Raw genomic sequence first — 24,356 nt, 5'->3', positions numbered from 1 at the left:
GCCGGAGTCAGGGCTGTGCCGGGGTTCGCTCCGGTTCCGTCACCGATACCCGGCGGCGCTTCCTGCGCTTCAGGAGGGCCCAGGGTCCCTTCGGGCCCGTCGGCATTGCTGCTGTTACCTCGGTGCCGGGTTCCGCGACTGCCTCCGCGGCTGCTCGGGCGACCGGGAGGAAGCCCTCGCGGCGGGAGATGTCCGGGCGCTCTTCCTCCGTCGGCCAGAGGCCCAGGGTCGCGCAGACCGTGGGGAGGACCGCCATGGCCGCGGTCGCGTAGCCCTCCGCCGAGGGGTGGTAGTTGTCCGGGCCGAAGAGCTCGCGGGGGTTCGCCGCGAACTCCGGGCCCAGCAGGTCGCCCAGGGACACCGTGCGGCCACCTTGTTCGACCGTGCCGATCGTCTGGGCGGCCGCCAGCTGGCGCGAGGCCCGGCGGGCCAGCCAGCGCAGGGGCTGCTGCACCGGTTCGATCGAGCCGAGGTCGGGACAGGTGCCGACCACCACCTCCGCGCCCGCCGTGCGCAACCGGCGCACCGCCGCCGCCAGATGGCGCACCGACTGGGTCGGCGCGATGCGGTGCGTCACGTCGTTCGCGCCGATCATGATCACGCAGACGTCCGGCAGCCGACCGGGGTCCGCGAGGATCAGCGCGACCTGGCGGTCCAGGTCGTCGGAGCGGGCGCCGGGGTTCGCCACGTTGCGCAGCTCCACCGGGCGCTCCGCCACCGCCGCCAGCCCCGACGCCAGCAGCGCCCCGGGAGTCTGGCCCGAGCGGTGCACACCCTGGCCCGCGGCCGTGGAGTCGCCCAGCATCGTCAGCCGCAACGCGGGTTCACCCGGCGTGGCGTACGCGATGCCGTACAGGCCCTGCGCGTTCGGCACATGCGGCGACGAACCGTTGCCGTTGCCCACCTGACGCTTGGCCAGTCGCACCTCCGCCAGCAGCAGCCCCATGGCCGCCGCGCCCACCAGACCGATCCCGCCGCCGCCGTACGCCGCGCCGGCCGCGATCCGCCGGGCCACCCTCGCCCTCGACATGCTGGTCATACGTCGCCGCCACCTCCGTGCTAGCCGTACAACCACTCCTTGCCCCGTACCGACGGTCGTCCAATCTCAACGGCGAGTGAACGACCGCTCCGGGCTTTAGGCTGGCGGAATCACCAAGACCACATCTTTTGCAGCATCCGGAGACAACGGTGCAATTCCACGACTCGATGATCAGCCTCGTCGGCAACACCCCGCTGCTGAGGCTCAACAACGTCACCAAGGGCATCCAGGCCACCGTCCTGGCCAAGGTGGAGTACTTCAACCCGGGCGGGTCCGTGAAGGACCGCATCGCCCTGCGCATGATCGAGGCGGCGGAGGAGAGCGGCGCACTCAAGCCCGGCGGGACGATCGTCGAGCCGACCAGTGGCAACACCGGCGTCGGCCTCGCCATCGTGGCCCAGCAGAAGGGGTACAAGTGCATCTTCGTGTGCCCCGACAAGGTGAGCACCGACAAGATCAACGTACTGCGGGCCTACGGGGCCGAGGTCGTCGTCTGCCCCACCGCCGTCGACCCCGAGCACCCGGACTCCTACTACAACGTCTCCGACCGGCTCGTCCGTGAGACGCCGGGTGCGTGGAAGCCCGACCAGTACTCCAACCCCAACAACCCCCTCTCCCACTACCACTCCACCGGCCCCGAGCTGTGGGAGCAGACGGAAGGGAAGATCACCCACTTCGTCGCGGGTGTGGGGACGGGCGGCACCATCTCCGGTACCGGCCGCTATCTGAAGGACGTCAGCGACGGCAAGGTGCAGGTCATCGGCGCCGACCCGGAGGGGTCCGTGTACTCCGGCGGTTCCGGGCGGCCGTATCTCGTCGAGGGTGTCGGTGAGGACTTCTGGCCGACCGCCTACGACCGGACCGTGGCCGACGAGATCGTGGCCGTGTCCGACAAGGACTCCTTCCAGATGACCCGCCGCCTGGCCAAGGAGGAGGGTCTCCTCGTCGGTGGTTCGTGCGGCATGGCCGTCGTCGGCGCGCTGCGGGTCGCCGAGCGGCTCGGTCCCGATGACGTCGTCGTCGTGCTGCTGCCCGACAGCGGTCGCGGGTACCTGTCCAAGATCTTCAACGACGAGTGGATGGCCGACTACGGCTTCCTCGAGGACGAGGGTCCCAGCGCCCGCGTCGCCGACGTCCTCAACGACAAGGTGCACGGCGCCATCCCGTCCCTCGTCCACATGCACCCGGACGAGACCGTCGGTCAGGCCATCGACGTGCTGCGCGAGTACGGCGTCTCGCAGATGCCGATCGTGAAGCCGGGCGCCGGTCACCCGGACGTCATGGCGGCGGAGGTCGTCGGGTCGGTCGTGGAGCGGGAGTTGCTCGACGCGCTGTTCGCCAAGCGGGCCTCGCTGGAGGACCCGCTGGAGAAGCACATGTCGGCGCCGCTGCCGCAGGTCGGTTCCGGCGAGCCCGTCGGCGACCTGATGACGGTGCTCGGCACCGCGGACGCGGCGATGGTCCTCGTCGAGGGCAAGCCGACCGGTGTCGTCAGCCGGCAGGATCTGCTGGCCTTCCTCGCCAAGGGCGGGAAGTGACGGTGAACGTCCGGTGAACCGGCGGTGCGGCAGGCGGACTTCCGTTTGCCTACCGAATTGGTGGACTTCGCGGAAGTGGTACGAGCGTGTCACGTCCGCGCAGCACACGCTTAACACGGGTCGGGCACATTAGTGGATGTCGGCAGGGCGGGAGCGGCTCCCCGCCCCAGCCGGCACCCAAACGGCGTCACAGGACCTCCGGAGCGGCTCCCGGACCTCCACAGACGCCTTGGACGCGAGGCCCGGCCCTGACCCGGTCAGCGTCCCTCGCGGGGACCGCCGTCGTCCCGCCCCCCGGCAACGGGGGTGCGGCGGTCCCCGCGAAAGTATTTTCCGGGACCCTTCAACGCACCTCGGCGGAAGCCCAACTCCCGAGCAGCGCCAGCCTCTCCGCCGTCTCCGAACCCGGCTCCGGTGTGTAGACCAGCAGCGTCAGATCCCCGTCACTCGGCAGGGTCAGGCTCTCGTACGGGAAGACCAGCCGACCCGCGACCGGGTGCTGGACGCGCTTCACGCCGTAGGCGCACTCCCTGACCTGGTGGTCGGCCCACAGGCGGCGGAAGTCCTCGCTCTTGAGGGAGAGTTCGCCGACGAGTGCGGTCAGCTGCCGGTCGTTCTGGTGGTGGCCTGCCTGGACCCGCAGATGGGCCACGGACTGGGCGGCCACCGCCTGCCACTCCGGGTAGAAGTCGTGGGCCGCGGGGTCGAGGAAGACCTGGCGGGGGATGCTGCGGGCCTCGGCCGTCGTATCGCTGTAGCCGAAGACGGCGTCGGCCAGGGCGTTCCAGGCCAGGACGGTCATACGGCGGTCCAGGACGAAGGCCGGGGTGCGGTCCATGCTGTCGAGCAGCAGCTGGATGCCCGCGCGGACCCGGGGGGCGGCCGGGCGTGCGCCCTGTTTACGGGGGCGGGCCACCGCGTGCAGATAGGCGTGTTCCGTCTCGTCGAGGCGCAGTACGCGCGCGACGGCGTCCAGGACGGCGTCGGAGACGCTCGGGCCTCTGCCCTGTTCCAGACGGATGTAGTAGTCGACGCTCACGCCCGCCAGCTGCGCGACCTCCTCCCGGCGCAGGCCGGGTACGCGGCGCCGCCCGTGCGAGGGCAGCCCCACCTCCTCCGGCTGGATACGAGCGCGGCGTGTGCGCAGAAAGTCTCCGAGGTCCCCGTCCATGAGTTCGATCGTAGGGGAGCGGCGGGATTCGAACCTGGTACTGGCAGACCCAGGAAAAGCTCATCCCTGGGTACGGCGGACCGGGCGGCGCAGGGTGGTGGTCGTAGCCGGGGGTGCCCGGCGGACCTTCGACCACTGAGGAGCACGCAATGTCGTACGAGAACCTGGCCGGCCGTACCGCCGTCGTCACCGGGGCCGCGAGCGGGATCGGTGAGGCCATCGCCGTACTCCTGGCCGCGCAGGGTGCGAAGGTCGCGCTGCTGGCGCGGCGTCAGGAGCGGCTGGACGCCCTCGTCGAGAAGATCCGAGCCGACGGCGGGCAGGCGCTCGCCGTGGTCACCGATGTGACCGACGACGGTTCGGTGGACGCGGCCGTCGAGCGGATCCATGCCGCCTACGGGGCTGTCGACCTGGTCGTGAACTCGGCGGGCGTCATGCTGCCGAACCCCGTCGACGACGGGCGCGGCGACGAGTGGCAGCGGATGATCGACACCAATGTCACCGGGGTGCTGCGGATGATCCGGGCCTTCACCGCGGATCTGGTGGGCACCGCCGCCGAGGGGCGGACCGCGGACCTCGTGAACATCTCGTCCGTCGGCGCGCACATCACGTTCCCCAACTACGCGGTGTACGGGGCCACCAAGGCCGCGCTGACCTATCTCTCCCAGTCCCTGCGGGGTGAGTTCGGGCCGCGCGATGTGCGGGTCACCAACGTCGAGCCGGGGCTGACGCAGACCGAGCTCCCCTCGCACATCGACAGCGACGGGCTGCGGGAGCAGCTCGGCGGGATGGTCGACGCGGTGGGCACGCTGTCGGCCGAGGAGGTCGCCGACGTCGTCGCGTACGTCACCAGCCGCCCCCGGCACGTCAACCTGCGGCAGATCATGGTGCTGCCGACCCGGCAGGCGTGACCCGCCCGGTCAGTCCTCCCAGGCGTCGTCGTCCTTGTGGTGACGGCGGCGGCGGCCCCGGAACAGCTCCGGGCTGGTGCGGACCGCCTGGAAGGCGTTCACGCCCACGATGCCGGCCCAGGCGACCAGGAGGCCCGGGAGGTGGGCGATGCCGCCGCCGATCGCGGACAGCGGGATCGCCAGGACCATGGAGACGATGCCGAAGCCGAAGCGCTCCCCCCAGGAGTCCGTGGGCTTCGGCGACCGGGAGCCCCGGGCCACCACCATCTGCTGCTCGGCCATCTGCCGGCGCACCCGGCGCTCCACCGCGCCGTCGATGCGCTGGTCGACCTTCTCGAGGAAGGAGTCGACCAGCGCGGACTCGTACTCCTCGCCCAGTTCCCTGCGGGCCTGCAGGGTGGCGTCGAGTTCCTTCTTCAGGTCGGCGTCCCGCGCGTCCATTCCGCTCATGGAATCCAAGTTAGGCAGCGCCGACGCCCGCCGCACTGGGGATACCCCCCGTGTTGATGGTCGGGTTCAGCCCCTCGGTCAGCTCAGCCCGTGCTGGGTCGCGTAGGCGTTCGCCACGTCCTCCGGATCCTTCTTGTCCTTGTCGACCTGGCGGTTGAGCTCGGTGAGCTGGGCCGTGGTGAGGACGTTGCCGAGACGGGCGAGGGCCTTGCGGACCGTGGAGTCGGCCTTGCGGTCGGCGATGAGCGGGACGACGTGCTGGCCCGGGATGAGGTTCTTGGGGTCGGTCAGCACCACCCAGTCGTTGGCCTGGATGTCGGTGTCCGTGGTGAAGAGGTTCGCCACGTCCACGTCGCCCTTCTTCAGGGCGCCCTTGACCAGCGGTCCTGAGGAGTCCAGCGACTTGAACTCCTTGAACTCGACGCCGTACACGTCCTTCAGTCCTAGGACACCTGCGGGACGTCCGCCAGGGTCTTCAGCGAGAGCAGCTTCAGGCCGCGCTCGGCGCCGAGGAAGTCGGCCACGAAGTCGTCGGCGGGGCGGGCGAGGAGTTCGGTGGGGGTGGCGCACTGGACGAGGTGGCCGCCGGTGCGGAAGACGGCGATGCGGTCGCCGAGCCGGACCGCTTCGTCGATGTCGTGGGTGACGAAGACGATGGTCTTGCCCAACTCCTTCTGGAGTCGCAGGAGTTCGTCCTGGAGCTGGGTGCGTACGACGGGGTCGACCGCGCCTGGGGGCACCTCCCGCGCCCGTTCAGGGCAGTGGGGGAGGCTCGTCCATGAGCAGGACCGGCGGGTCGGCGGCGAGAGCGCGGGCCACGCCGACGCTCCCCCAGTGCCCTAAAGGCCTGGGGGGACCCCCAGCTGCTGGCCGCCGGAGAGCTGGTGCGGTTAGCGCTTGCCGGCGTCCGGTGCGAGGCCCACGGTCTCCAGGAGCTCGGCGGCGCGGGCGCGGGCCTTCCTGCGGCCGTGGCCGAGGAGGAGCGGCACGGTGGCGATGTTGTCGAGCACCGTGCGGTGCGGGAAGAGGCCGGCCTGCTGGATGACGTAGCCGATGGAGCGGCGCAGCTCGGCCGCGTCCTGGTGGGTGATGTCCTTGCCGCCGACCTTGATGGTGCCGGAGGTCGGCTCGACCATCCGGTTGATCATCCTGAGGGTGGTCGTCTTGCCGCAACCGGAGGATCCGACGAGGACGGTCACGCCGCCTTCCGGCATGTCGAGGGTCAGGTCGTGGACTGCTGTCGTGCCGTTGGGGAAGCGCTTGTGGACCGCGTCGAACTGGATCATGAGATGTCCCTTGCCCGGCTGTATAACGTCATGCAGAGTTCTCTGTAGCTGAATAACTTGTCAACGGCTTGATGTAAATCCGACGTAACGGATGACCGGCAGGCAAGATCGTGTGTCCGGATTGAGGGGAGTTTGGGCTTGATGTCGTCTCGGATCGTGGACGCGCCCGGTTCTGTGCACACCGGTCTGGTGGTCCTCGACGGGATCGGACTCGGCGTCGCGGACGTCGTGCGGCTCGCCGACGGGGCCGCGCGGCCGGTGCCCGGGACCGATGCGATGAAGCGGGTGACCGAGTCCTGGGACGCCGCCCGGCAGATCGCCGCGACCGGGCGCGTCTACGGCCGTTCCACCGGCGTCGGCGCCAACCGGAACGAGTCCGTGCCCACCGAGGCGGCCGCGGAGCACGGGCTGCGGCTGTTGCGCAGCCACGCCGGGGCGATCGGGGAGGAACTCCCGGCGAGGCAGGTCCGCGCGATGCTCGCCGTCCGTGCGAACCAGCTCCTTGCGGGCGGGGCGGGGCTGCGGCCGACCGTGGTCACCGCACTGTGCGAGGCGCTGGAGAGCGGGGCGTATCCGGTCGTCAACGAGTTCGGGTCCGTGGGCACGGGAGACATCGCGGCGTTGGCCCAGGCGGGGCTGGCGTTGGCGGGGGAGCACCCGTGGCGGGGTGCGGCGGGAGCGGGCGGGGGTCTATCCGGCACCTTCGGCGGGCTCGGCGGCGGCGTTCGCGGTGGGCCCGGCGTGGACGCCGCCGGCGGCTCGGGCTCGCGCGGTGTCTCAGGTGGCTCGGGGCCGCGCGGCAGCTCCGGCGGGCTCGGTGCGGGGGGTTCCGGGGAGTCCCGGGGCTCGGTCGGTGCACCCGAGCCGCAGCTCCTCGACAACAACGACGCCCTCGCCTTCATCAGCAGCAATGCCCTCACCCTCGGTCAGGCCGCCCTCGCCCTGCACGAGTTGCGGGGGCTGCTGGAGGCCACGCAGGTCGTCGGGGCGCTGTCCCTGCTGGCCGTGGACGGGTCGCACGAGGCGTACGCGGCGCCCGTGCATGCCGCCCGGCCGCACCGGGGGTCCTCCGAAGTCGCCCGGCGGATGCGGGAGCTGATCGGCGCCGACGAGCGGCCCACCCCGCCGCTCGGGCGGATCCAGGACCCGTACGGCTTCCGGTGTCTGCCCCAGATCCACGGTCCCGCCCATGACGCGGCCGACGCCCTGGAGGAGGTCGTCGCGATCGAGATCAACGCGGCCGCGGAGAACCCGCTGATCACCCCCGGGGACATGGCCGCCTACCACCACGGCGGCTTCTACCAGGCCCAACTCGCCCTCGCCCTGGACCACTTCAGACTGGCGCTGACACAGGTCGCCCGGCTGTCGACGTCACGGCTCTCCACCCTCAACGAGCCCGCCTACACCCGCCTGCGCCCCTTCCTCGCCGACCACGAACCCGCCTCCTCCGGCGTGATGATCCTGGAGTACGCCGCCGGCGCCGCCCTCGGCGATCTGCGGGCCTTCTCCGCACCCGCGTCGCTCGGCCACGCTGTACTCTCCCGAGGCGTCGAGGAACAGGCCAGCTTCGCCTCGCTCGCCGCACGTCAGACACTGCGGGCGTGCGGTGCGTACCGTCTGGTGGTGGGCTGCGAACTCGTCGCCGCCGTACGGGCGCTGCGCCAGCGCGACCTCGGCCCCGACCCGGACCTCCCGGTGGGCCGCGCGCTGGAGCTCGCCATGGCGGTGCTCGACGAGGACCAGGCCGACCGGCCGCTCACGGACGACGTGACGGCGGCGACCGCACTGCTCGACCGGTTCACGGACATCTGGAGGGGGAGCGAGTCATGAGCGCGGAGAAGGCCGCGGAGCAGGGTGGCGAGCACGGTGGCGAGCCGAGTGCCGAGCGCGGTGGCGAGAAGGCCACGGCCGTGGCCGACAGCCCGGCCGCACGGCTCCAGGCGCTCTTCGAGGGGCACCGGCTCACACCGACCCAGCGGCGCATCGCGCACAGCATGGTGCGGCGCGCCGCCGACGTGCCGTTCCTGTCCAGCGTCGAGCTGGCCGAGCTCGCCGGGGTCAGCCAGCCGTCCGTCACCCGCTTCGCGGTCGCCCTCGGCTTCGACGGCTACCCGGCCCTGCGCAAGCACCTGCGCGAGGTCGCGCCCGCCGAACAGACGGCGGCCTCGGCGTCGTACAACGAATACCAGCAGGCCGTCGAGGCCGAGATCGAGAACCTCAGGCACCTGGCGGAGCTGCTCGCCGACCCGCGGCCGGTGCAGAAGGCCGGACGGCTGCTCGCGGCCTCGCGTCCGCTGCCGGTGCTGGGCCTGCGGGCGGCCGCCTCCCAGGCGTACGGCTTCGCGTACTTCGCCGCCAAGGTCCATCCGGACGTACGGCTGCTCCACGAGGGCGGCACGATGATCCACGACCGGATCGACGCCGCCGTCCGCGCGGGCGCCTCGACGCTGCTGTGCTTCGCGCTGCCCCGCCATCCGCGGGAGGTCGTGGACACCCTCGGGTACGCGAAGGAGGCCGGGCTGACCGTCGTCACCGTCGCCGACTCCGCGTTCGCGCCGGTCGCCAAGGTGTCCGACCTGCTGCTGCCGGCCGCCGTGGGCACCGGGCTCGCCTTCGACACCGCGTGCGCGCCGATGCTGCTCGGGCGGGTGCTGCTGGAGGCGATGTGCGACGACCTGCCGCAGGCGCAGGCCCGCCTCGAGGAGTTCGACGCGCGGGCGGCGGCGCGGGGTCTTTTCGTGGAATGACGCGGCTTTAAGACTCGTCTCACGTTCGCTTACTAACCTGCGCCGCCGAAGGACTGTGCCGGAACGGCTAGGAGGCGGAACGTGGCACACGGAGATCGCAGAGCCCAAGGTCTGGCCCGGGTGGCCGTCGTCGTACGCGCCGGGGCCGCGCCGCTGTGGTGGGCCGGGGTGTTCGCGGCCGGTGTGGGCGTCCTGGTGCCGGGGCTGACCGGGCGCCGGATCGGCGTCTTGGCCGGGGCGGCGCTGTTCATCGTCGCGGCGGCCGTCGTGGCGTACCGTCGTCGCAAGCGCTACACCGCCCTGACCCGCGGTGCCGCCCGCGCCGGCAAGCACGATGTGCTCCAGGACCGCGCGGTGACCGTACGGAACTGGCGCCGCGGCCACCGCTGGTGGCTGCTGCTCGCCTTCGCGGCCGCGCTGGGCAGCTCCTTCGTCGTCCCCGCGGCGGGCGGCATGCTGCTCGCCGGGACCGGCGTGGGACTGTGGCTGAAGGCCGCGTGGCTCGGGCGGCGCGAGCGGGCCGAGGACGCCCTGCTGTGGGTGCGGGTCGACTGGCTCGACGCACGCGGCGGACGCCCGGCCGGCAAGGCGGTCAAGGCGTACCGCGGCACCGGCATCGCGGCGGGCGACGCGGCCCCGGGCGGGGCGCGCCGCCGCGCCGCGGCACTGGTCTGAGCGTCAGACCTCCAGGTCCTCCTCGATCTTCCGCAGCTGATGGCGGGCCATCGCCAGGTTGGAGCGCTTGGCGTCCAGGACCAGGTAGATGAACAGTCCGTTGCCGCCGCGACCGCTGATCAGACGGAGCAGGTGGTACTGGTCGGAGAGCGTGATCAGGATGTCCTCGATCTGCCCCTTGAGCCCCAGGTGCTCCATGGTGCGCATCTTGGCGCGCACGACGTCGGTGTTCCCGGCGGCCGCGACGTTCAGGTCGAAGCTCTTGCTGCCGCCCATCGTGCCGAGCGCCATACCGCTGGTGTAGTCCACGAGGGCGACTCCGGTCGCGCCCTCGATGGAGGCGAGAGCTTCCTTCAGACAGGTTTCGGTGTTGGCCATGGTGGTGCCCCTCTACTCGGGTTCAACTTTCCGTGGATGTGCGCGCGTTGGTGGTACGTGGTGTGCGCGCCGTTCTCGTTCGTGGGGTGCCGGTCCGGGAGGGTGCCCGGGCCGGTTTCGCGGGCGTCTCGACGGGGGCCCGGGAGTCGACGAGCTCCCCGATGCGGGCACTGGCGCGACGGCCCTCCAGATGCAGCCGCCCGACGCTCACGCCGTCCTGGGCGAGCAGGGTGAGGACGGCCGTGCGACCCGCCGAGTACGTCGACACATAGCCGTACGCCCCCCGCACCAGCAGTTCGCGGAAGTCGCCCTGCCCGGTCGCGTCGGCCAGCCGTACGGCGACGCCGAGCGCGGCGGCGGTCAGCGCGGCCATGCCCTCGGGCTCGACACCGGGCGTGTCCTGGGCGATGACGAGTCCGTCCACGCTCGCCGCCAGGGCGCCGGTGAGGTGCGGCACCCGGCTTCTCAACCGGCGCAGCTCCTCCAGGATTTCGGGTTCGGCCGCCATCAGGTCTCTCCTCTCGGCGCGTGCCCGCTGCCGCTCAAAGGGACTCCAGCGCATCCCTGAGCCTCTTCAACAACGTGATGTCGGGATCGGCGACCTCGGGCATGGCCGCATCGGAGGGGCGTTGGGGGCCGCGGGTGGCCAGGGGTATCGGCGTGCCGTGGCGCACGGGGCCGGGTCTGACGGGGGTGGCGGCCCGGTCGCGGGTCACGACCCCGGCCGCCGCCAGCCGCCGTACGTCCACCAGGGTGTGGAACGCCGGGCGGCCCAGCCGGTGGGCGATGTCCGACGCCGCGCGGACGCCGTCGACCAGGTGCAGCACCGCACGCTGGCGGGCCGTGAGGCCGGGGGCGGCGGGGGCGTCGGAGTGCAGCAGCGGAGCCTCGTCGGTCGTGGGGTCGGGCCAGATGCGGTGCAGCAGGTCGCGGCGGCGCAGCGTCTCGTGCTCCAGGGCGGCCACGGTGACCGGGTGCACGGCACCGAGTCGGCCGGCGCCCGTGTACCGGAAGCGGCCCGGGCTGCTGCTGGGCGCCAGCGCGAAGTAGGCGGCGTCGTACAGCGCCTCCAGGTGGCACAGCTCCAGCGCGCCCCGGGTGAGCCGGCCGCGCCCGGCCAGCAGCAGACCGGCGCCGGGAGCGCCGTCGGCCTCGGCGACCGCCTGGTTCCAGGTGTCCGCGTCCAGCGTGCCGCGGGCCGTGAGAAGCACGTCGAGGCCCGGCGCCAGGGGGCTCTCGGCGTGCACCACCCGGCCCTCGGCCAGATGCAGGGTGCCGCGCTCGCGGACGAGGACGCCGGTGGCCCGCTCGGCGGCGAGCCGGGTCAGCATCGGTGAGACGCCGCCCCACGCCCGGTCGCGGGCCTCCGCCTTGTCCCGCACCGGCAGTCTGGGTGGTGGTGAGGTCCTGACCGTCGTCATCCGAGCACCAGCCGTCCGGTCATCTCACCGAGCCGGATACGGGCCAGCGCGAGGTTGCCCTCCACGCGGGCCAGCCACAGATGCAGGAAGACGCTGCTGTCGAAGGACGTCCGGACGAAGCACAGGACGTGGTAGCTGTCCCGGTTGCTGATGATGACGTCCTCGACCGGTGGGTCGGTGACGTCGTCGTCCGGGGCGAACGCCCGGTGTTCGGCGGCCAGTCGGGCCAGCTCGGCCGCCTCCGCGGCGGCCGCCTCGTGGTCGCCGCCCGGTGACTCCCCGGCGGTGCCCAGGGCCAGGCCGCTGGTCCAGTCGACCAGCGCGGCGCCCCGGGCACCGGGTAGTTGCATGGCTTCCAGCAGACACTCGTCGATTCCGGGCACCGCGGTTCCCCTCCCGCATGGGGTTCGGCTGAGTGACGCCGAAACTACGCAGGGTGTGCGTGAGGGGTGAGGATTCTGGCATTTTCCAGTGGAACATGCGTCAGATGACTAAGGTGGGTCAACTGAGCTTGTTTTCGGAACAGTTGACCCACATGTCCACCGGCGTGCGTCAACGGCGCGCGATTGCTCAGAGGGTGGTGAGCCCGGACGCGTGCGCCCCTCCGGATTCGGCCACGATCTCGTCGAGTGTCTGCGGCGTACGGACGGTCGCGAAAGCGACCCCGCCACCGCCGCCGGCACCACGGCCGTTGCTCGGGGCGAAGCCGTAAATGCCCGGCCGGGCCAGGGAGTTGTACGCGTAGTGATGCGCGAAGTAGTACGCCCCCGTGTCCAGCGCCGCCGCGTAGTCCCCCTGCTCCAGCAGCGGCAGTGCCCGCGCCTCGGCGAGCAGATCCCCCGAGAAACAGGCCGGCCCGGCGATGTCCTGCACCACGTCGGGCCCCTCCTTGGGCCGCCCCTTCGCGTCGTACGCCGCGATCCTGAGCGGCCACGACCCGGGCACGTACACCGTCCGCGTCGCCACCTGCACCCCCGCGTGCGTCACCGCGACCGCACGCCCGCCCGCGCCCTTGGCGTACTCGACCCGCGCCACGACCGTCCCGTGCTTGGCCAGCAGCGACCGCCCGAACTCGGTGACCAGCCCGTACCGCCCGTCGAACAGCCCCGGCACCGCCTCGCTCAGCAGCCGCGCGTACTGCGCGTACGTCGGCGCCGTCGCGTCCGAGCCGAAGTTCACCGGCAGCCCGCCACCGATGTCGACCGTGTCGATCTGCCGCCGCCCGAGGCTCCGGTTGATCTCCTCGGCGAGCGCGTACGTCTCCGCGGCCCCCTGCGCCATCAGCGACAGCGGGATGCCCTGCGAGCCGGTGTGCGCGTGCAGCCGGGTGAGCCAGGGGCGGTCGGCGTAGGCCCGCACGATCCACTCCCGGGCGCCCTCGTCCCGTAGCGCCACCCCGAACTTCGAGGTCGCCGTGGCCGTGGACGTCGCCCCGATCGAACCCCCGCCGACCTGCGGGTTGACCCGGATCCCGATGGGGGAGCGGCTCGTGGCGGACCGCATGAGCGCGTCGATACGGTCCAGCTCCTGCGGATTGTCGGCGTTGACGGCGATCCCCAGCGCCAGCGCCTCCCGCAGCTCCGCCGGCGTCTTCGCGGGCGAGTCCAGAACGGTCATCTCCGGACGCAGCCCCGCCGCCCGCGCCAGCGCCAGCTCGCCCGGACTGGCCACCTCCGCGCCGATCCCCGCCTCCCGCAGCAGCCGCAGCACCGGCACCAGCGGGGTCGCCTTCACCGCGAAGGCGTGCAGCACCGGGGTGCCGGGCGCGGTGACCGCGTCGAACGCCGCCCGCAGCTCGGCCGCCGACTCCCGGATGCCGGTCACGTCCAGAAGGCCGACGATGGGGTGGCCGGGCCCCAGCAGCCCCTGCTCCACGGCGGCCCGCACCGCCTCGTCCCGCCGCATCGCGCGTGCCAGGTGCTCCCCGTTGCCGTTGTCCACGCCGTCCCCCGTCAGGTCGATGTCCGTGCCCATGCATCCAGCCAAACACCGGTTCCGGCCCCATGCCGAAGGACCGTGCTATTGACTAGGTCTATTCAGAAAGTCAGGATGTGAATAACAGCAGCAACAGTCCGCTAGGAGGCAGACCATGTCAGGACCCCGCCCCGTCCGAGCGTCGCGCGGTACGGAACTGAGCGCCCTGGGATGGCAGCAGGAAGCCGCCCTGCGGATGCTGCAGAACAACCTCGACCCCGAGGTCGCCGAGCACCCCGACAAGCTCGTCGTCTACGGCGGCACGGGCAAGGCGGCGCGTGACTGGCGCTCCTTCGACGCGATGGTCCGCACCCTGCGCACCCTCAAGCAGGACGAGACGATGCTGGTCCAGTCCGGCCGGCCCGTCGGTGTCATGCAGACCCACGAGTGGGCGCCGCGCGTACTGATCGCCAACTCCAACCTCGTCGGCGACTGGGCGAACTGGGAGGAGTTCCGCCGCCTGGAGGCCCTCGGCCTGACCATGTACGGCCAGATGACCGCCGGCTCCTGGATCTACATCGGCACCCAGGGCATCCTCCAGGGCACCTACGAGACGTTCTCCGCCGTCGCCGCGAAGAAGTTCGACGGCACCCTCGCCGGGACGATCACCCTCACCGCCGGCCTCGGTGGCATGGGCGGCGCCCAGCCGCTCGCCGTCACCATGAACGACGGTGTCGCGATCTGCATCGACTGCGACCCGCGGGCGATCGAGCGCCGGATCGAGCACCGGTACCTGGACGTACGGGCCGACAGCCTCGAGCACGCGCTCCAGCTGGCGGTCGAGGCCCGTGACCAGCGCAAGCCGCTGTCCATCGGCGTCCTCGGCAACGCGGCGGACCTGGTGCCGCAGCTGCTCGCCATGGGCGCCCCCATCGACATCGTCACCGACCAGACCTCGGCCCACGACCCGCTGGCGTATCTGCCGACGGGCCTCGCCTTCGAGGACATGGCGGACGCCGCGGCGAAGGACCCCGCCGGGTTCACCGAGCGCGCCCGTGAGTCGATGGCCCGCCACGTCGAGGCCATGGTCGGCTTCATGGACGCCGGCGCCGAGGTCTTCGACTACGGCAACTCGATCCGAGGCGAGGCCCAACTCGCCGGGTACGAGCGGGCGTTCGCCTTCCCGGGCTTCGTCCCCGCGTACATCCGGCCGCTGTTCAGCGAGGGCAAGGGCCCCTTCCGATGGGCGGCCCTGTCCGGCGAGGCGTCCGACATCGCGAAGACCGACAAGGCGATCCTGGAGCTGTTCCCGGAGAACGAGTCGCTGCACCGCTGGATCAAGATGGCGGGGGAGAGGGTCCACTTCCAGGGCCTGCCCGCCCGTATCTGCTGGCTCGGCTACGGCGAGCGCGACAAGGCCGGCGAACGCTTCAACGACATGGTGGCCTCGGGCGAGCTGGCGGCCCCGCTGGCGATCGGCCGCGACCACCTCGACTCGGGTTCCGTCGCCTCTCCCTACCGTGAGACCGAGGCCATGCTCGACGGCTCCGACGCGATCGCCGACTGGCCGCTGCTGAACGCCATGGTGAACGTGGCGTCCGGTGCGTCGTGGGTGTCCATCCACCACGGTGGCGGCGTGGGCATGGGGCGGTCGATCCACGCGGGTCAGGTGTCCGTGGCCGACGGCACGAAGCTCGCCGGCGAGAAGCTCCGGCGGGTGCTGACGAACGACCCCGGCATGGGTGTCATCCGGCACGTGGACGCGGGATACGACATCGCGGCGTCGGTCGCCGATGAGCGGGGTGTGCGGGTGCCGATGCGCGAGGGTGACGACGCGTGACGGTGAGCGAGAGCGGGCGCGGCAACTCTCCGGCGGCGGCTGAGGGTCCGGCTTTGCCCACCCTCCCCCACACTCAACTCCGTTCGAGCGGGGGGACCCCCATCGCCCTGCGGAACGACTGCCCACAGCCTGGAGCGGCCGCGGGACAGCCTGGGCCGGCCGGCGCTCAGCCTGGGTCGGACGGCGGTTCGCAGCTCGGCCCAGCCGCTGATTCCTTCCACACCATGTGGAGCGACCTTCGCCCCATCGGCCGGCACCCCGACTCCCACGGCTACCGCCGCTACGCCTGGACCGGCGCCGACGCCGAGTGCCGGGCCTGGTTCAAGGAGCAGGCGGAGGCTCGTGGGCTGACCTACGAGCTGGACCGCAACGGCAACCAGTGGGCCTGGCTCGGGGATCCCTCCGCCGGGGACGCCGTCGTCACCGGGTCGCATCTGGACTCCGTGCCGGACGGCGGTGCCTTCGACGGGCCCCTCGGCGTCGTGTCCTCCTTCGCCGCGCTCGATGAACTCCGCGCCCGCCGGGTGACGTTCACCAGGCCCCTCGCCCTCGTCAACTTCGGCGACGAGGAGGGCGCCCGGTTCGGGCTGGCCTGTGTCGGATCGCGGCTCACCTCGGGGCAGCTCACCGTCGAGCAGGCGCACAAGCTCACCGACGGGGACGGGGTCACGCTCCCGAAGGCCATGGAGGCCGCCGGGTACGACCCCGACGCCCTCGGCGCGGACCCGGAGCGGCTCTCCCGCATCGGCGCCTTCGTCGAGCTGCATGTCGAGCAGGGCCGGGCGCTGGACCTGTCCGGCGACCGGGTCGGGCTCGCCAGCGCCATCTGGCCGCACGGGCGGTGGCGGTTCGACTTCCGGGGCGAGGCCAACCACGCCGGCACCACCCGGCTCGTCGACCGGCGCGACCCGATGCTGTCCTACGCCGAGACCGTCCTCGCCGCCCGCCGCGAGGCCGAACTCGCCGGTGCCGTCGCCACCTTCGGCAAGATCTCCGTCGAGCCCAACGGCGTCAACGCCATCCCGTCCCTCGTCCGCGGCTGGCTCGACTCCCGCGCCGCCGACCAGGAGAGCCTGGACGCTGTCGTCGGCGGGGTCGAGAAGGCCGCCCGCGAGTACGCGGCAGCCCACGGCATCGACCTCGACGTGGTCCGCGAGTCCTTCACGCCCGTCGTCGAGTTCGACCACGCCCTGCGCGACGAACTCGCCCGCATCCTCGGCAGCAGCAGCGGCACCGACCTCAAGGTCCCCGTCCTGGGAACCGGCGCCGGACACGACGCCGGGATCCTCTCCGGGCACATCCCGACCGCCATGCTGTTCGTACGCAACCCCACGGGTGTCTCGCACTCCCCGGCCGAGTTCGCGGCCGAGGACGACTGCGTGGCCGGGGTACTCGCACTCGCCGACGTACTGGAAGGGCTGGCCTGCAGGTGACCCGGAAGACCTACTGGCTCGAACACGCCTGGCTCGACACCCACGTCGAGCTGGGCGTGGCCGTGGCGACAGAGGACGGACGCATCACCACCGTCCGCACCGACACACCCACCCCACCCCCCGGCGCCGAGATCCTGCGCGGCCTCACACTGCCCGGCCTCGCCAACGCCCACTCGCACGCCTTCCACCGCGCCCTGCGCGGCACCGTCCAGGTCGGCTCCGGCACCTTCTGGACCTGGCGCGAGGTCATGTACGCCACGGCCGACCGGCTGACCCCGGAGACCTACCACGCCCTCGCCCGGGCCGCCTACGCCGAGATGGCCCTGGCCGGCATCACCGCGGTCGGCGAGTTCCACTACGTCCACCACGCCCCCGGCGGCACCCCGTACGCCGACCCCAACGCCATGGGCGAGGCCCTCATCGCGGCCGCCGCCGACGCCGGCATCCGCATCACCCTCCTCGACACCGCCTACCTCTCCTCCGGCATCCTGAACAAGCACAGCGGACAGCCGCCCAACACCCACCAGCTGCGCTTCTCCGACGGCAGCGCGGACGCCTGGGCCGAACGCTGTTCAGTTCTCAAGGAACGGGATCACGCGCGGATCGGGGCGGCCGTCCACTCCGTACGGGCCGTGCCCGCCGGCCAGTTGGCGACCGTGGCGCAGTGGGCCGAGGAGCGGCGGGCCCCGCTCCATGTGCATCTGTCCGAGCAGACCGCCGAGAACGACGCCTGCCGGGCGGCCCACGGATGCACCCCCACCCAGCTGCTCGCCGAGCACGGCGTCCTCGGCCGCCGCACCACCGGCGTCCACAACACCCACCTCACCGACGAGGACATCGCCCTCATCGGAGACTCCGGCACCGGCACCTGTATGTGCCCCACGACGGAACGCGACCTCGCGGACGGCATCGGACCCGCGGTCGCCCTGCAGAGAGCGGGTTCCCCGCTCTCCCTCGGCTCCGACAGCCACGCCGTCATCGACCTGCTCGAAGAGGCACGGGCGATGGAGCTCAACGAGCGGCTGCGCACCCGCACCCGGGGCCACTGGACCGCCGCCGCATTGCTACGGGCCGCCTCCGCCGACGGTCACGCGGCCCTCGGCTGGGACGAGGCGGGCACCCTGGAACCCGGCGCGCTCGCCGACTTCACGACCATCGCGCTCGACTCGGTCAGGACGGCAGGGCCGCTTCCGCGGCTCGGGGCCGAGACGGCCGTATTCGCCGCGTCGGCAGCAGACGTGTCGCATACGGTCGTGGGCGGTCGGCATGTCGTACGGGACGGGGTCCACTGCCTCGTACCGGATGTACCGAAAGCCCTCGCGGACGCGGTCGAAGCCCTGCGCGGATGACCCCGGGCCGCCCGCCCGCGCGGCCCGCTCCCGTCCCCGAACCCGCCCCCACCGCCGACCAGGCCACCAAGGACGCCATGAGCAACGCGACGACCGTCAGCCCCGCCCACTCCGCGAGCACCGCAAGCACGCTCATCACCAACATCGCCGCCCTGGTCACCAACGACCCCTCCCTCGGTGACGGATCCCCCCTCGGACTGATCCAGGACGCGGCCGTCGTCATCGAGGGCGACCGCGTCGTGTGGACCGGTGATCAAAGCAAAGCACCCGCCACTGACAACCGGGTCGACGCGGCCGGCCGGGCGGTCGTCCCCGGCTTCGTGGACTCCCACTCCCACCTCGTCTTCGCAGGCGACCGGACGCAGGAGTTCAACGCCCGGATGTCGGGGCGGGCCTACAGCGCGGGCGGCATCCGTACGACGGTCGCCGCGACCCGGGCGGCGAGCGACGCCGACCTGGAGGCCAACCTCACGCGCTACCTCGCCGAGGCCCTCCGTCAGGGCACCACGACCTTCGAGACGAAGTCCGGCTACGGCCTGACCGTCGAGGACGAGGCCCGCGCCCTGCGCATCGCCGCCGCGCACACCGAGGAGGTCACCTACCTGGGCGCGCACATCGTCCCGCCCGACCACGCCGAGGACCCGGCCGCTTATGTGGAGCTCGTCACCGGCGAGATGCTCGACGCCTGTGCCCCGTACGCCCGTTGGATCGACGTCTTCTGCGAGAAGGGCGCCTTCGACGGCGACCAGGCCCGCGCGATCCTCACGGCCGGCAAGGCGAAGGGGCTGCACCCGCGCATCCACGCCAACCAGCTCTCCTACGGCCCCGGCGTCCAGCTCGCCGTCGAACTCGACGCCGCCAGCGCCGACCACTGCACCCACCTCACGGACGCCGACGTGGAGGCACTGGCGAGCGGCAGCACCGTCGCCACGCTCCTCCCCGGCGCCGAGTTCTCCACGCGCGCGCAGTGGCCGGACGCCCGCCGCCTCCTGGACGCCGGCGTGACGGTGGCCCTGTCGACCGACTGCAACCCGGGCTCGTCCTTCACCTCGTCCGTGCCGTTCTGCATCGCCCTCGCGGTACGGGACATGGGCATGACCCCCGACGAGGCCATCTGGTCGGCCACGGCGGGCGGCGCGGCGGCCCTGCGCCGCGACGACATCGGCCGCCTCGGTCCGGGCGCCCGATCCGACCTCACCCTTCTCGACGCCCCGAGCCATGTCCACCTCGCCTACCGGCCGGGCGTACCGTTGGTCGCCGGGGTATGGCGACGGGGCGTGCGCGAGATCTGAGCAAAAACGTCAGATCCGCCCGCACGCCCCGCACTCACCACCGTCGTGCCCCGCGCTCGCACCGGGTGGGGTCACTCCTCGACCGTCAGCCCCTTCCGCAGCCGCACCAGCGTCCGCGACAGCAACCGCGACACATGCATCTGCGAGATCCCGAGCTCGTCGCCGATCTCGGACTGCGTCAGCCCCGCCACGAACCGCAGGGAGAGGATCTTCCGGTCCCGGGGCGGGAGTTCGGCGATCAGGGGCTTCAGGGACTCGACGTACTCGATGCCCTCGATGCCGTGGTCCTCGTAGCCGATCCGGTCGGCCAGGGCGCCCTCGGCGTCGTCCTCCTCCGGCTGGGCGTCCAGGGAAGAGGCCGTGTACGCGTTGGACGCGGCCATGCCCTCGACGACCTCGTCCTTGGTCAGGCCCAGGCGCTCGGCCAGTTCACCCACCGTCGGCGCACGGTCCAGCTGCTGGGCCAGCTCGTCGCCGGCCTTGGCGAGGTCGAGCCGGAGCTCCTGGAGCCGTCGGGGCACCCGCACCGACCACGACGTGTCGCGGAAGAAGCGCTTGATCTCACCGACGATGGTTGGCATCGCGAAGGTGGGGAACTCCACGCCACGGGCGAGCTCGAAGCGGTCGATCGCCTTGATCAGGCCGATCGTGCCGACCTGGATGATGTCCTCCATCGGCTCGCTGCGGGAGCGGAAGCGGGAGGCGGCGAACTTGACCAGGGCGAGGTTGAGCTCGACGAGCGTGTTACGGACGTACGAGTATTCGTGGGTGCCCTCCTCCAGCGACTCCAGCCGCGCGAAGAGGGTCTTGGACAGGGCCCGTGCGTCCACCGGCCCCACCTCGTCGAACGGGGGGATCTCCGGAAGCCCGGCAAGTAGGTCGTCCTGCTCGATGGGATCCAGATGTTCCGGGGGGGATGTCGACGTCGCTGTCTGGGTATGCGAGGCGTCGAGCCGGGGTGACATGATGTCCTCCATCGTTCTCGGCATATGGGCTGCCGAAGCCATTTGCGTGCACTGCGGTGTGCGGCGCCTCCAAAGCCGGCCGTGTCGAGTACGTGTCCTTACTAGCCCTACCCGCTTTCCCGACCCCACCGCAAGTGCATTCTGTTCGGATATGTCCGTTTGTGTGCAGATGTTCGGGTGTCAGGGCGTGGAGGGAAGGCGTAGTGTTCGTGGGCGTCAGGAGCAGCCACGACGTCGGGAGAGAGAGACGGCATGGACCGCGGGACGGTCGGCAGCGCACAGTCTGGCCGGCTTCTGGTCGAGGTGCGGAAACAAGGCGCCAGCGCCGTCGTGACCCCGGCGGGTGAGTTGGATCACCACACCGCCGATCTGTTGCGTGAGCCACTCGAGGCCTGCCTCGACGAGGGCTTCAACCGGCTGGTGGTGGACTGCTCGCGTCTGGAGTTCTGTGACTCCACCGGGCTCAACGTACTGCTCGGCGCACGACTGAAGGCCGAGGCCGCCGGTGGCGGAGTGCATCTCGCCGGGATGCTGCCCGTGGTGGCGCGCGTCTTCGAGATCACCGGCGCCGATGCGGTCTTCACCGTCCATGACACGCTCGAAGCGGCCCTGGCCGACGAGACCGGCTGAGCCGGTCCGTCGGGCCCCGCGGTGCCCCGGGCGTCCCTGTGCGACCGGTGCTCTCCACGCGCGTCCGCCCTCGCGGGGAAAGACGCGGGGCGAAACAGGGGGTGTTCTGCCGGTTCGGTCGGGCAGGAGACATCCTGAAAAAGGCGTCAGGCGCGGCGACGGATCCATCGTCGATCTACGTACTGCACTCTGACTATTGAATCGTGAACTGGTGAATCGGTGAGGTGAAGCGCTGATGAGCAGCACCCGGCCTTTCACGCCGGGCGACCGCGGCCCGGAGGCCGACGGCGCTTCCGGGATGTCCGAAGGGGGTGCGGCCGTGCCGCCCGAGTCGTCGGCGGGCCGGCAGGTCCGCAGACTGAGCTTCGACGGCGCGAGCGGCGTCGTCCCCCTGGCCCGCGACTTCGCCCGTCAGGCGTTGTACGCGTGGGGCTGGCTGCCCGCCGCCACCGCCGACCAGCGGGCCGCCGCGGAGGATGTCCTGCTCGTCGTCTCCGAGCTGGTCACCAACGCCTGTCTGCATGCCGAGGGCCCCGACGAGCTCTGGATCGCGCTCGACAACAAGGTGATCCGCATCGAGGTCTCCGACAAGGGCAACGGCCAGCCGGCCCCCCGCACCCCGCACCGCGCGGGCCGCCCCGGCGGCCACGGCATGTTCATCGTGCAGCGCCTCTGCCTGGACTGGGGTGTGGTCCGCAGCCCCGGACTCGCGGGCAAGAAGGTGTGGGCGGAACTGGGCGCACCGGCGTAATCCGGTTGGCGCGCCGGGCCCGGCCCCCTACCCTCGACCGCAACGCGCTGACGGAGACAAGTAGCCCCGGGCCACGCGAGCAGAGAGAGCCGCCGACAGCTGTGAAGGCGGCCTCGCGGTCCCGGTGCGAATCCACTCCCGAGTGCGGGGAGGAAATGCCCCGCCGGCCGGCCCCCGTCATCGGGCTTGAACGAGACCGCCGTACGGGCCGGAGTGATCCGGTTCCACGACGGTGAAGGCGTGGTGGCACCGCGAGCACCCTCTCGCCCACGCCCCGAGGGACCGACCCCGGGGCGGCGCCTGCCGTTCCGGCAGAACCGGACGGAGCGGGCACCATGCTCGACGTCACCCTCATCCGACAGCACCCCGACCGGGTCCAGGGCGCCCTGCGCAAGCGCGCCGTGGACGCCGACATCCCCGCCTTCCTCGCCCTGGACGCCGCGTTCCGAGAGGCCCGTACCGCCGTGGAGCGGCTGCGCGGGGAGCGGCGGCGGATCTCGGCCGACATCGCCGTACGACGCCGCGCGGGCGAAGCCGCCGAGGGGCTCCAGGCCGACGCCAAGGAGCTGACCGACCGGCTCGCCGCGGCCGAGACGGAGCTCGCCCGCCTGACGCGGGAACACCGGACGTTCCTGGACGCCCTGCCCAACCTCCCGGACGATGACGTCGTCGCGGGCGGCAAGGAGAACAACCAGGTCGTACGGGCCACCGGAACCCCACCCGCGTTCGACTTCGACGCCAAGGACCACGTCCGGCTCACCGAGGAACTCGGCCTCGTCGACCACAAACGCGGCACCCGGCTCGCCGGCAGCGGCTACTGGGTCTACCGGGGAGAGGGCGCCGCACTGGAGTGGGCGCTGCTCAACCACTTCCTCGACACCCACCGCCGCGCGGGCTACGAGTTCGTCCTGCCGCCGCACCTGCTCACCTACGAAGCCGGCTATACGGCGGGCCAGTTCCCGAAGTTCGCCGACGAGGTCTTCCGCACGGACGACGACCACTTCCTCCTGCCCACCGCCGAGACCGCCCTGGTGAACCTGCACCGCGGCGAGACCCTCGACGAGGCCGAACTCCCGCTCAAGTACGTGGCCTACACGCCCTGTTACCGCAAGGAGAGCGGCAGCCACCGCACCGCCGACCGCGGCACCCTGCGCGGCCACCAGTTCAACAAGGTCGAGCTGTTCCAGTTCGCCCGCCCCGAGGACTCGGCCGCCGTTCAGCTGGAGCTCCTCACCCGCGCCGAGGAGTTGGTCGCCGGGCTGGGACTGCACCACCGGGTCACCCAGCTCGCCGCCGAGGACACCAGCCCCGCCCAGGCCAAGACCTACGACGTCGAGGTGTGGCTGCCCAGTCTCGGCGCGTACGCAGAGGTCAGCTCGGTGTCGAACGCCCGCGAGTACCAGGCCCGGCGCGGCGGCATCCGCTACCGCCCGGCGGGCGGCGGCAAGTCGGCGTACGTCCACACCCTCAACGCCTCGGGCCTCGCCACCAGCCGGCTGCTGCCCGCCATCCTGGAACAGCACCAGCGGGCCGACGGAACGGTCGAGGTGCCGCAGGTACTGAGGCGCTGGGGAGCCCCAGAACTACTCCGTCCTCGGGTTACCCGGGGTTAGCTCTCCACCCGAACCCCCTTCCGTGCGCGCCGGATCGTCACAACTCCGGCGCGCACCTTGTCTTCCCTCCTCGCGAGCCCGGGCGTACCTTGACGGCCCATCTGATGTGCCGTCAGGTACTCGCGCAAGACAGGAACCAGTCAGGGAAACGAGTAAGGGAGCGGAACCGTGTCGTACCGGAAACGAACCGCCGCGCTCGCGTCCACCGCGGCCCTGGCCGGCTCGGTGGTGCTGATGGCCGCCCCCGCCGCCCGGGCCGAGGTCGTCGACGTCAAGTACCAGTGCAAGACGCCGATCGGCGACAAGAGCGCCGTCTCGCCCATCGACATCAAGGGCGTCAAGAGCGGCAGCGGCTACAAGATCACCATGTCCTGGCAGAAGGGCGTCTCGTCCAGCCCGGTCGATCTGGGCAAGGGGTCGATGAAGCCGAGCGCGGTCATCCAGCTGGGCGGTGCGGAGAAGGGCACCCTGAAGGTGACCGGCTCGGCCAACCAGGCGGTGGTGCCCGCCAACACCCCCATCAAGATCAATGACTTGAGCGGAACGTACACGCCGAAGGAGTCCGGCAAAGTCACCTTCACGGCAGGTGTGCTGACGATCATCGCGCTCGGTACGACGACTACGTGTACGCCGACGAACAGTCCTGGGCCGTCTCTGAGTCTCGATGTGAGTGCCGCGGGTGGCTCCGGCGGGAGTACGCAGAGTGGGTCCGACTCCGACTCCGACTCCGGTTCCGGTGACTCGCTTCCGCAGACCGGGCCCGAGGATTCGGCGATCGCGCTCGGGACGCTCGGCGGCACGGTGTTGCTCGCGGGGGCGGCGGGGTCGTTGTGGGTCACGCGGAGGCGTCGGCGTTCTGCGGGGTGAGATGCGCCTTCGGGGGTGCCGCGCCATGGCCGTCTGCGTCTGCGGCGCCGTTGTGGCTTGTCGCGCAGTTCCCCGCGCCCCTTAGG

General features: G+C 71.6%; 22 protein-coding genes and 2 pseudogenes. 13 read left to right on the top strand and 11 right to left on the bottom strand.

Annotated elements, in window-relative coordinates:
- Positions 1–7: 7 nt before the first annotated feature.
- On the bottom strand, positions 8–1,039 hold the full coding sequence (locus OHU89_RS21205) for an SGNH/GDSL hydrolase family protein (protein ID WP_405645004.1): 1,032 nt from the start codon (positions 1,037–1,039) through the stop codon (positions 8–10).
- 149 nt (positions 1,040–1,188) lie between these two features.
- Here OHU89_RS21205 and OHU89_RS21200 point away from each other — a divergent pair, with 149 nt between their 5' ends.
- A complete protein-coding gene (locus OHU89_RS21200) occupies positions 1,189–2,577 on the top strand; it encodes a cystathionine beta-synthase (RefSeq protein ID WP_266891455.1) in 1,389 nt (462 codons plus the stop codon).
- A gap of 343 nt (positions 2,578–2,920) precedes the next feature.
- Here OHU89_RS21200 and OHU89_RS21195 read toward each other — a convergent pair whose 3' ends face one another.
- A complete protein-coding gene (locus OHU89_RS21195) occupies positions 2,921–3,748 on the bottom strand; it encodes a helix-turn-helix transcriptional regulator (RefSeq protein WP_405645001.1) in 828 nt (275 codons plus the stop codon).
- Between the two features lie 149 nt (positions 3,749–3,897).
- Here OHU89_RS21195 and OHU89_RS21190 point away from each other — a divergent pair, with 149 nt between their 5' ends.
- Positions 3,898–4,659, top strand: a complete 762-nt coding sequence (locus tag OHU89_RS21190) for an SDR family oxidoreductase (RefSeq protein ID WP_405644999.1) — start codon at positions 3,898–3,900, stop codon at positions 4,657–4,659.
- Between the two features lie 9 nt (positions 4,660–4,668).
- Here OHU89_RS21190 and OHU89_RS21185 read toward each other — a convergent pair whose 3' ends face one another.
- The 3 genes and pseudogenes from OHU89_RS21185 to OHU89_RS21175 form a co-directional block, all read right to left on the bottom strand.
- Positions 4,669–5,109 carry a hypothetical protein gene (locus OHU89_RS21185; RefSeq protein ID WP_266891461.1) on the bottom strand — a complete coding sequence of 147 codons (441 nt, stop codon included), beginning with the start codon at positions 5,107–5,109 and terminating at the stop codon, positions 4,669–4,671.
- Positions 5,110–5,187: 78 nt separating this feature from the next.
- A pseudogene (locus OHU89_RS21180) lies at positions 5,188–5,571 on the bottom strand (glycine betaine ABC transporter substrate-binding protein); the annotation flags it as partial.
- Positions 5,562–6,395, bottom strand: a pseudogene (locus OHU89_RS21175) (ABC transporter ATP-binding protein); the annotation flags it as partial. The pseudogenes OHU89_RS21175 and OHU89_RS21180, both read right to left, overlap by 10 nt.
- 141 nt (positions 6,396–6,536) lie before the next feature.
- On the opposite strand from OHU89_RS21175, the gene OHU89_RS21170 reads away from it, so the two are divergent.
- From OHU89_RS21170 to OHU89_RS21160, 3 genes are all read left to right on the top strand, one after another.
- On the top strand, positions 6,537–8,225 hold the full coding sequence (locus tag OHU89_RS21170; protein WP_405644997.1) for an aromatic amino acid ammonia-lyase: 1,689 nt from the start codon (positions 6,537–6,539) through the stop codon (positions 8,223–8,225).
- A complete protein-coding gene (locus tag OHU89_RS21165) occupies positions 8,222–9,142 on the top strand; it encodes a MurR/RpiR family transcriptional regulator (protein WP_405644995.1) in 921 nt (306 codons plus the stop codon). The genes OHU89_RS21170 and OHU89_RS21165 overlap by 4 nt, the downstream gene beginning before the upstream one ends.
- An 81-nt stretch (positions 9,143–9,223) precedes the next feature.
- Positions 9,224–9,817, top strand: coding sequence for a hypothetical protein (locus tag OHU89_RS21160; protein ID WP_405644993.1), 594 nt, complete (start codon positions 9,224–9,226; stop codon positions 9,815–9,817).
- Positions 9,818–9,820: 3 nt separating this feature from the next.
- On the opposite strand, the gene OHU89_RS21155 is transcribed toward OHU89_RS21160, so the two are convergent.
- The 5 genes from OHU89_RS21155 to OHU89_RS21135 form a co-directional block, all read right to left on the bottom strand.
- Positions 9,821–10,195, bottom strand: coding sequence for a hypothetical protein (locus tag OHU89_RS21155; protein WP_046257532.1), 375 nt, complete (start codon positions 10,193–10,195; stop codon positions 9,821–9,823).
- 22 nt (positions 10,196–10,217) lie between these two features.
- A complete protein-coding gene (locus OHU89_RS21150) occupies positions 10,218–10,703 on the bottom strand; it encodes a roadblock/LC7 domain-containing protein (protein ID WP_405644991.1) in 486 nt (161 codons plus the stop codon).
- Positions 10,704–10,737: 34 nt separating this feature from the next.
- Positions 10,738–11,616 (bottom strand): transcriptional regulator, encoded by an 879-nt coding sequence (locus OHU89_RS21145; protein ID WP_405644989.1) that lies wholly within the window; start codon positions 11,614–11,616, stop codon positions 10,738–10,740.
- Positions 11,613–11,999: a hypothetical protein gene (locus OHU89_RS21140; RefSeq protein ID WP_266826105.1), complete on the bottom strand. Its 387-nt coding sequence runs from the start codon at positions 11,997–11,999 to the stop codon at positions 11,613–11,615. The genes OHU89_RS21145 and OHU89_RS21140 overlap by 4 nt, the downstream gene beginning before the upstream one ends.
- A 187-nt stretch (positions 12,000–12,186) precedes the next feature.
- Positions 12,187–13,590 (bottom strand): diaminopimelate decarboxylase, encoded by a 1,404-nt coding sequence (locus OHU89_RS21135; protein ID WP_405644987.1) that lies wholly within the window; start codon positions 13,588–13,590, stop codon positions 12,187–12,189.
- A 115-nt stretch (positions 13,591–13,705) separates the two neighbouring features.
- Here OHU89_RS21135 and hutU point away from each other — a divergent pair, with 115 nt between their 5' ends.
- The 4 genes from hutU to hutI all read left to right on the top strand — a co-directional run bounded on the left by hutU (position 13,706) and on the right by hutI (position 19,444).
- A complete protein-coding gene (gene hutU / locus OHU89_RS21130) occupies positions 13,706–15,370 on the top strand; it encodes a urocanate hydratase (protein WP_323185156.1) in 1,665 nt (554 codons plus the stop codon).
- A 224-nt stretch (positions 15,371–15,594) separates the two neighbouring features.
- A complete protein-coding gene (locus OHU89_RS21125) occupies positions 15,595–16,803 on the top strand; it encodes an allantoate amidohydrolase (RefSeq protein ID WP_405644985.1) in 1,209 nt (402 codons plus the stop codon).
- Entirely contained in the window at positions 16,800–18,152 is a 1,353-nt protein-coding gene (locus tag OHU89_RS21120) for a formimidoylglutamate deiminase (protein ID WP_405644983.1), read from the top strand. Before OHU89_RS21125 ends, OHU89_RS21120 begins: the two co-directional genes overlap by 4 nt.
- A complete protein-coding gene (gene hutI / locus OHU89_RS21115; protein WP_405644981.1) occupies positions 18,149–19,444 on the top strand; it encodes an imidazolonepropionase in 1,296 nt (431 codons plus the stop codon). Before OHU89_RS21120 ends, hutI begins: the two co-directional genes overlap by 4 nt.
- A gap of 71 nt (positions 19,445–19,515) precedes the next feature.
- Here hutI and OHU89_RS21110 read toward each other — a convergent pair whose 3' ends face one another.
- Positions 19,516–20,421 carry an RNA polymerase sigma factor SigF gene (locus OHU89_RS21110; RefSeq protein WP_266891486.1) on the bottom strand — a complete coding sequence of 302 codons (906 nt, stop codon included), beginning with the start codon at positions 20,419–20,421 and terminating at the stop codon, positions 19,516–19,518.
- Between the two features lie 240 nt (positions 20,422–20,661).
- Here OHU89_RS21110 and OHU89_RS21105 point away from each other — a divergent pair, with 240 nt between their 5' ends.
- The 4 genes from OHU89_RS21105 to OHU89_RS21090 all read left to right on the top strand — a co-directional run bounded on the left by OHU89_RS21105 (position 20,662) and on the right by OHU89_RS21090 (position 24,270).
- Positions 20,662–21,039 carry an STAS domain-containing protein gene (locus tag OHU89_RS21105; RefSeq protein ID WP_405644979.1) on the top strand — a complete coding sequence of 126 codons (378 nt, stop codon included), beginning with the start codon at positions 20,662–20,664 and terminating at the stop codon, positions 21,037–21,039.
- Positions 21,040–21,274: 235 nt separating this feature from the next.
- Positions 21,275–21,790 carry an ATP-binding protein gene (locus OHU89_RS21100; RefSeq protein ID WP_405644977.1) on the top strand — a complete coding sequence of 172 codons (516 nt, stop codon included), beginning with the start codon at positions 21,275–21,277 and terminating at the stop codon, positions 21,788–21,790.
- A gap of 335 nt (positions 21,791–22,125) precedes the next feature.
- Positions 22,126–23,403 (top strand): serine--tRNA ligase, encoded by a 1,278-nt coding sequence (serS, locus tag OHU89_RS21095; protein ID WP_405644975.1) that lies wholly within the window; start codon positions 22,126–22,128, stop codon positions 23,401–23,403.
- 168 nt (positions 23,404–23,571) lie between these two features.
- Positions 23,572–24,270 carry an LPXTG cell wall anchor domain-containing protein gene (locus tag OHU89_RS21090; protein ID WP_405644973.1) on the top strand — a complete coding sequence of 233 codons (699 nt, stop codon included), beginning with the start codon at positions 23,572–23,574 and terminating at the stop codon, positions 24,268–24,270.
- Positions 24,271–24,356: the final 86 nt, after the last annotated feature.

This window comes from Streptomyces sp. NBC_00019 (assembly GCF_045041015.1).
In the GTDB taxonomy this organism is placed as follows: domain Bacteria; phylum Actinomycetota; class Actinomycetes; order Streptomycetales; family Streptomycetaceae; genus Streptomyces.
This window is presented reverse-complemented; position numbering and strand designations above follow the sequence as displayed.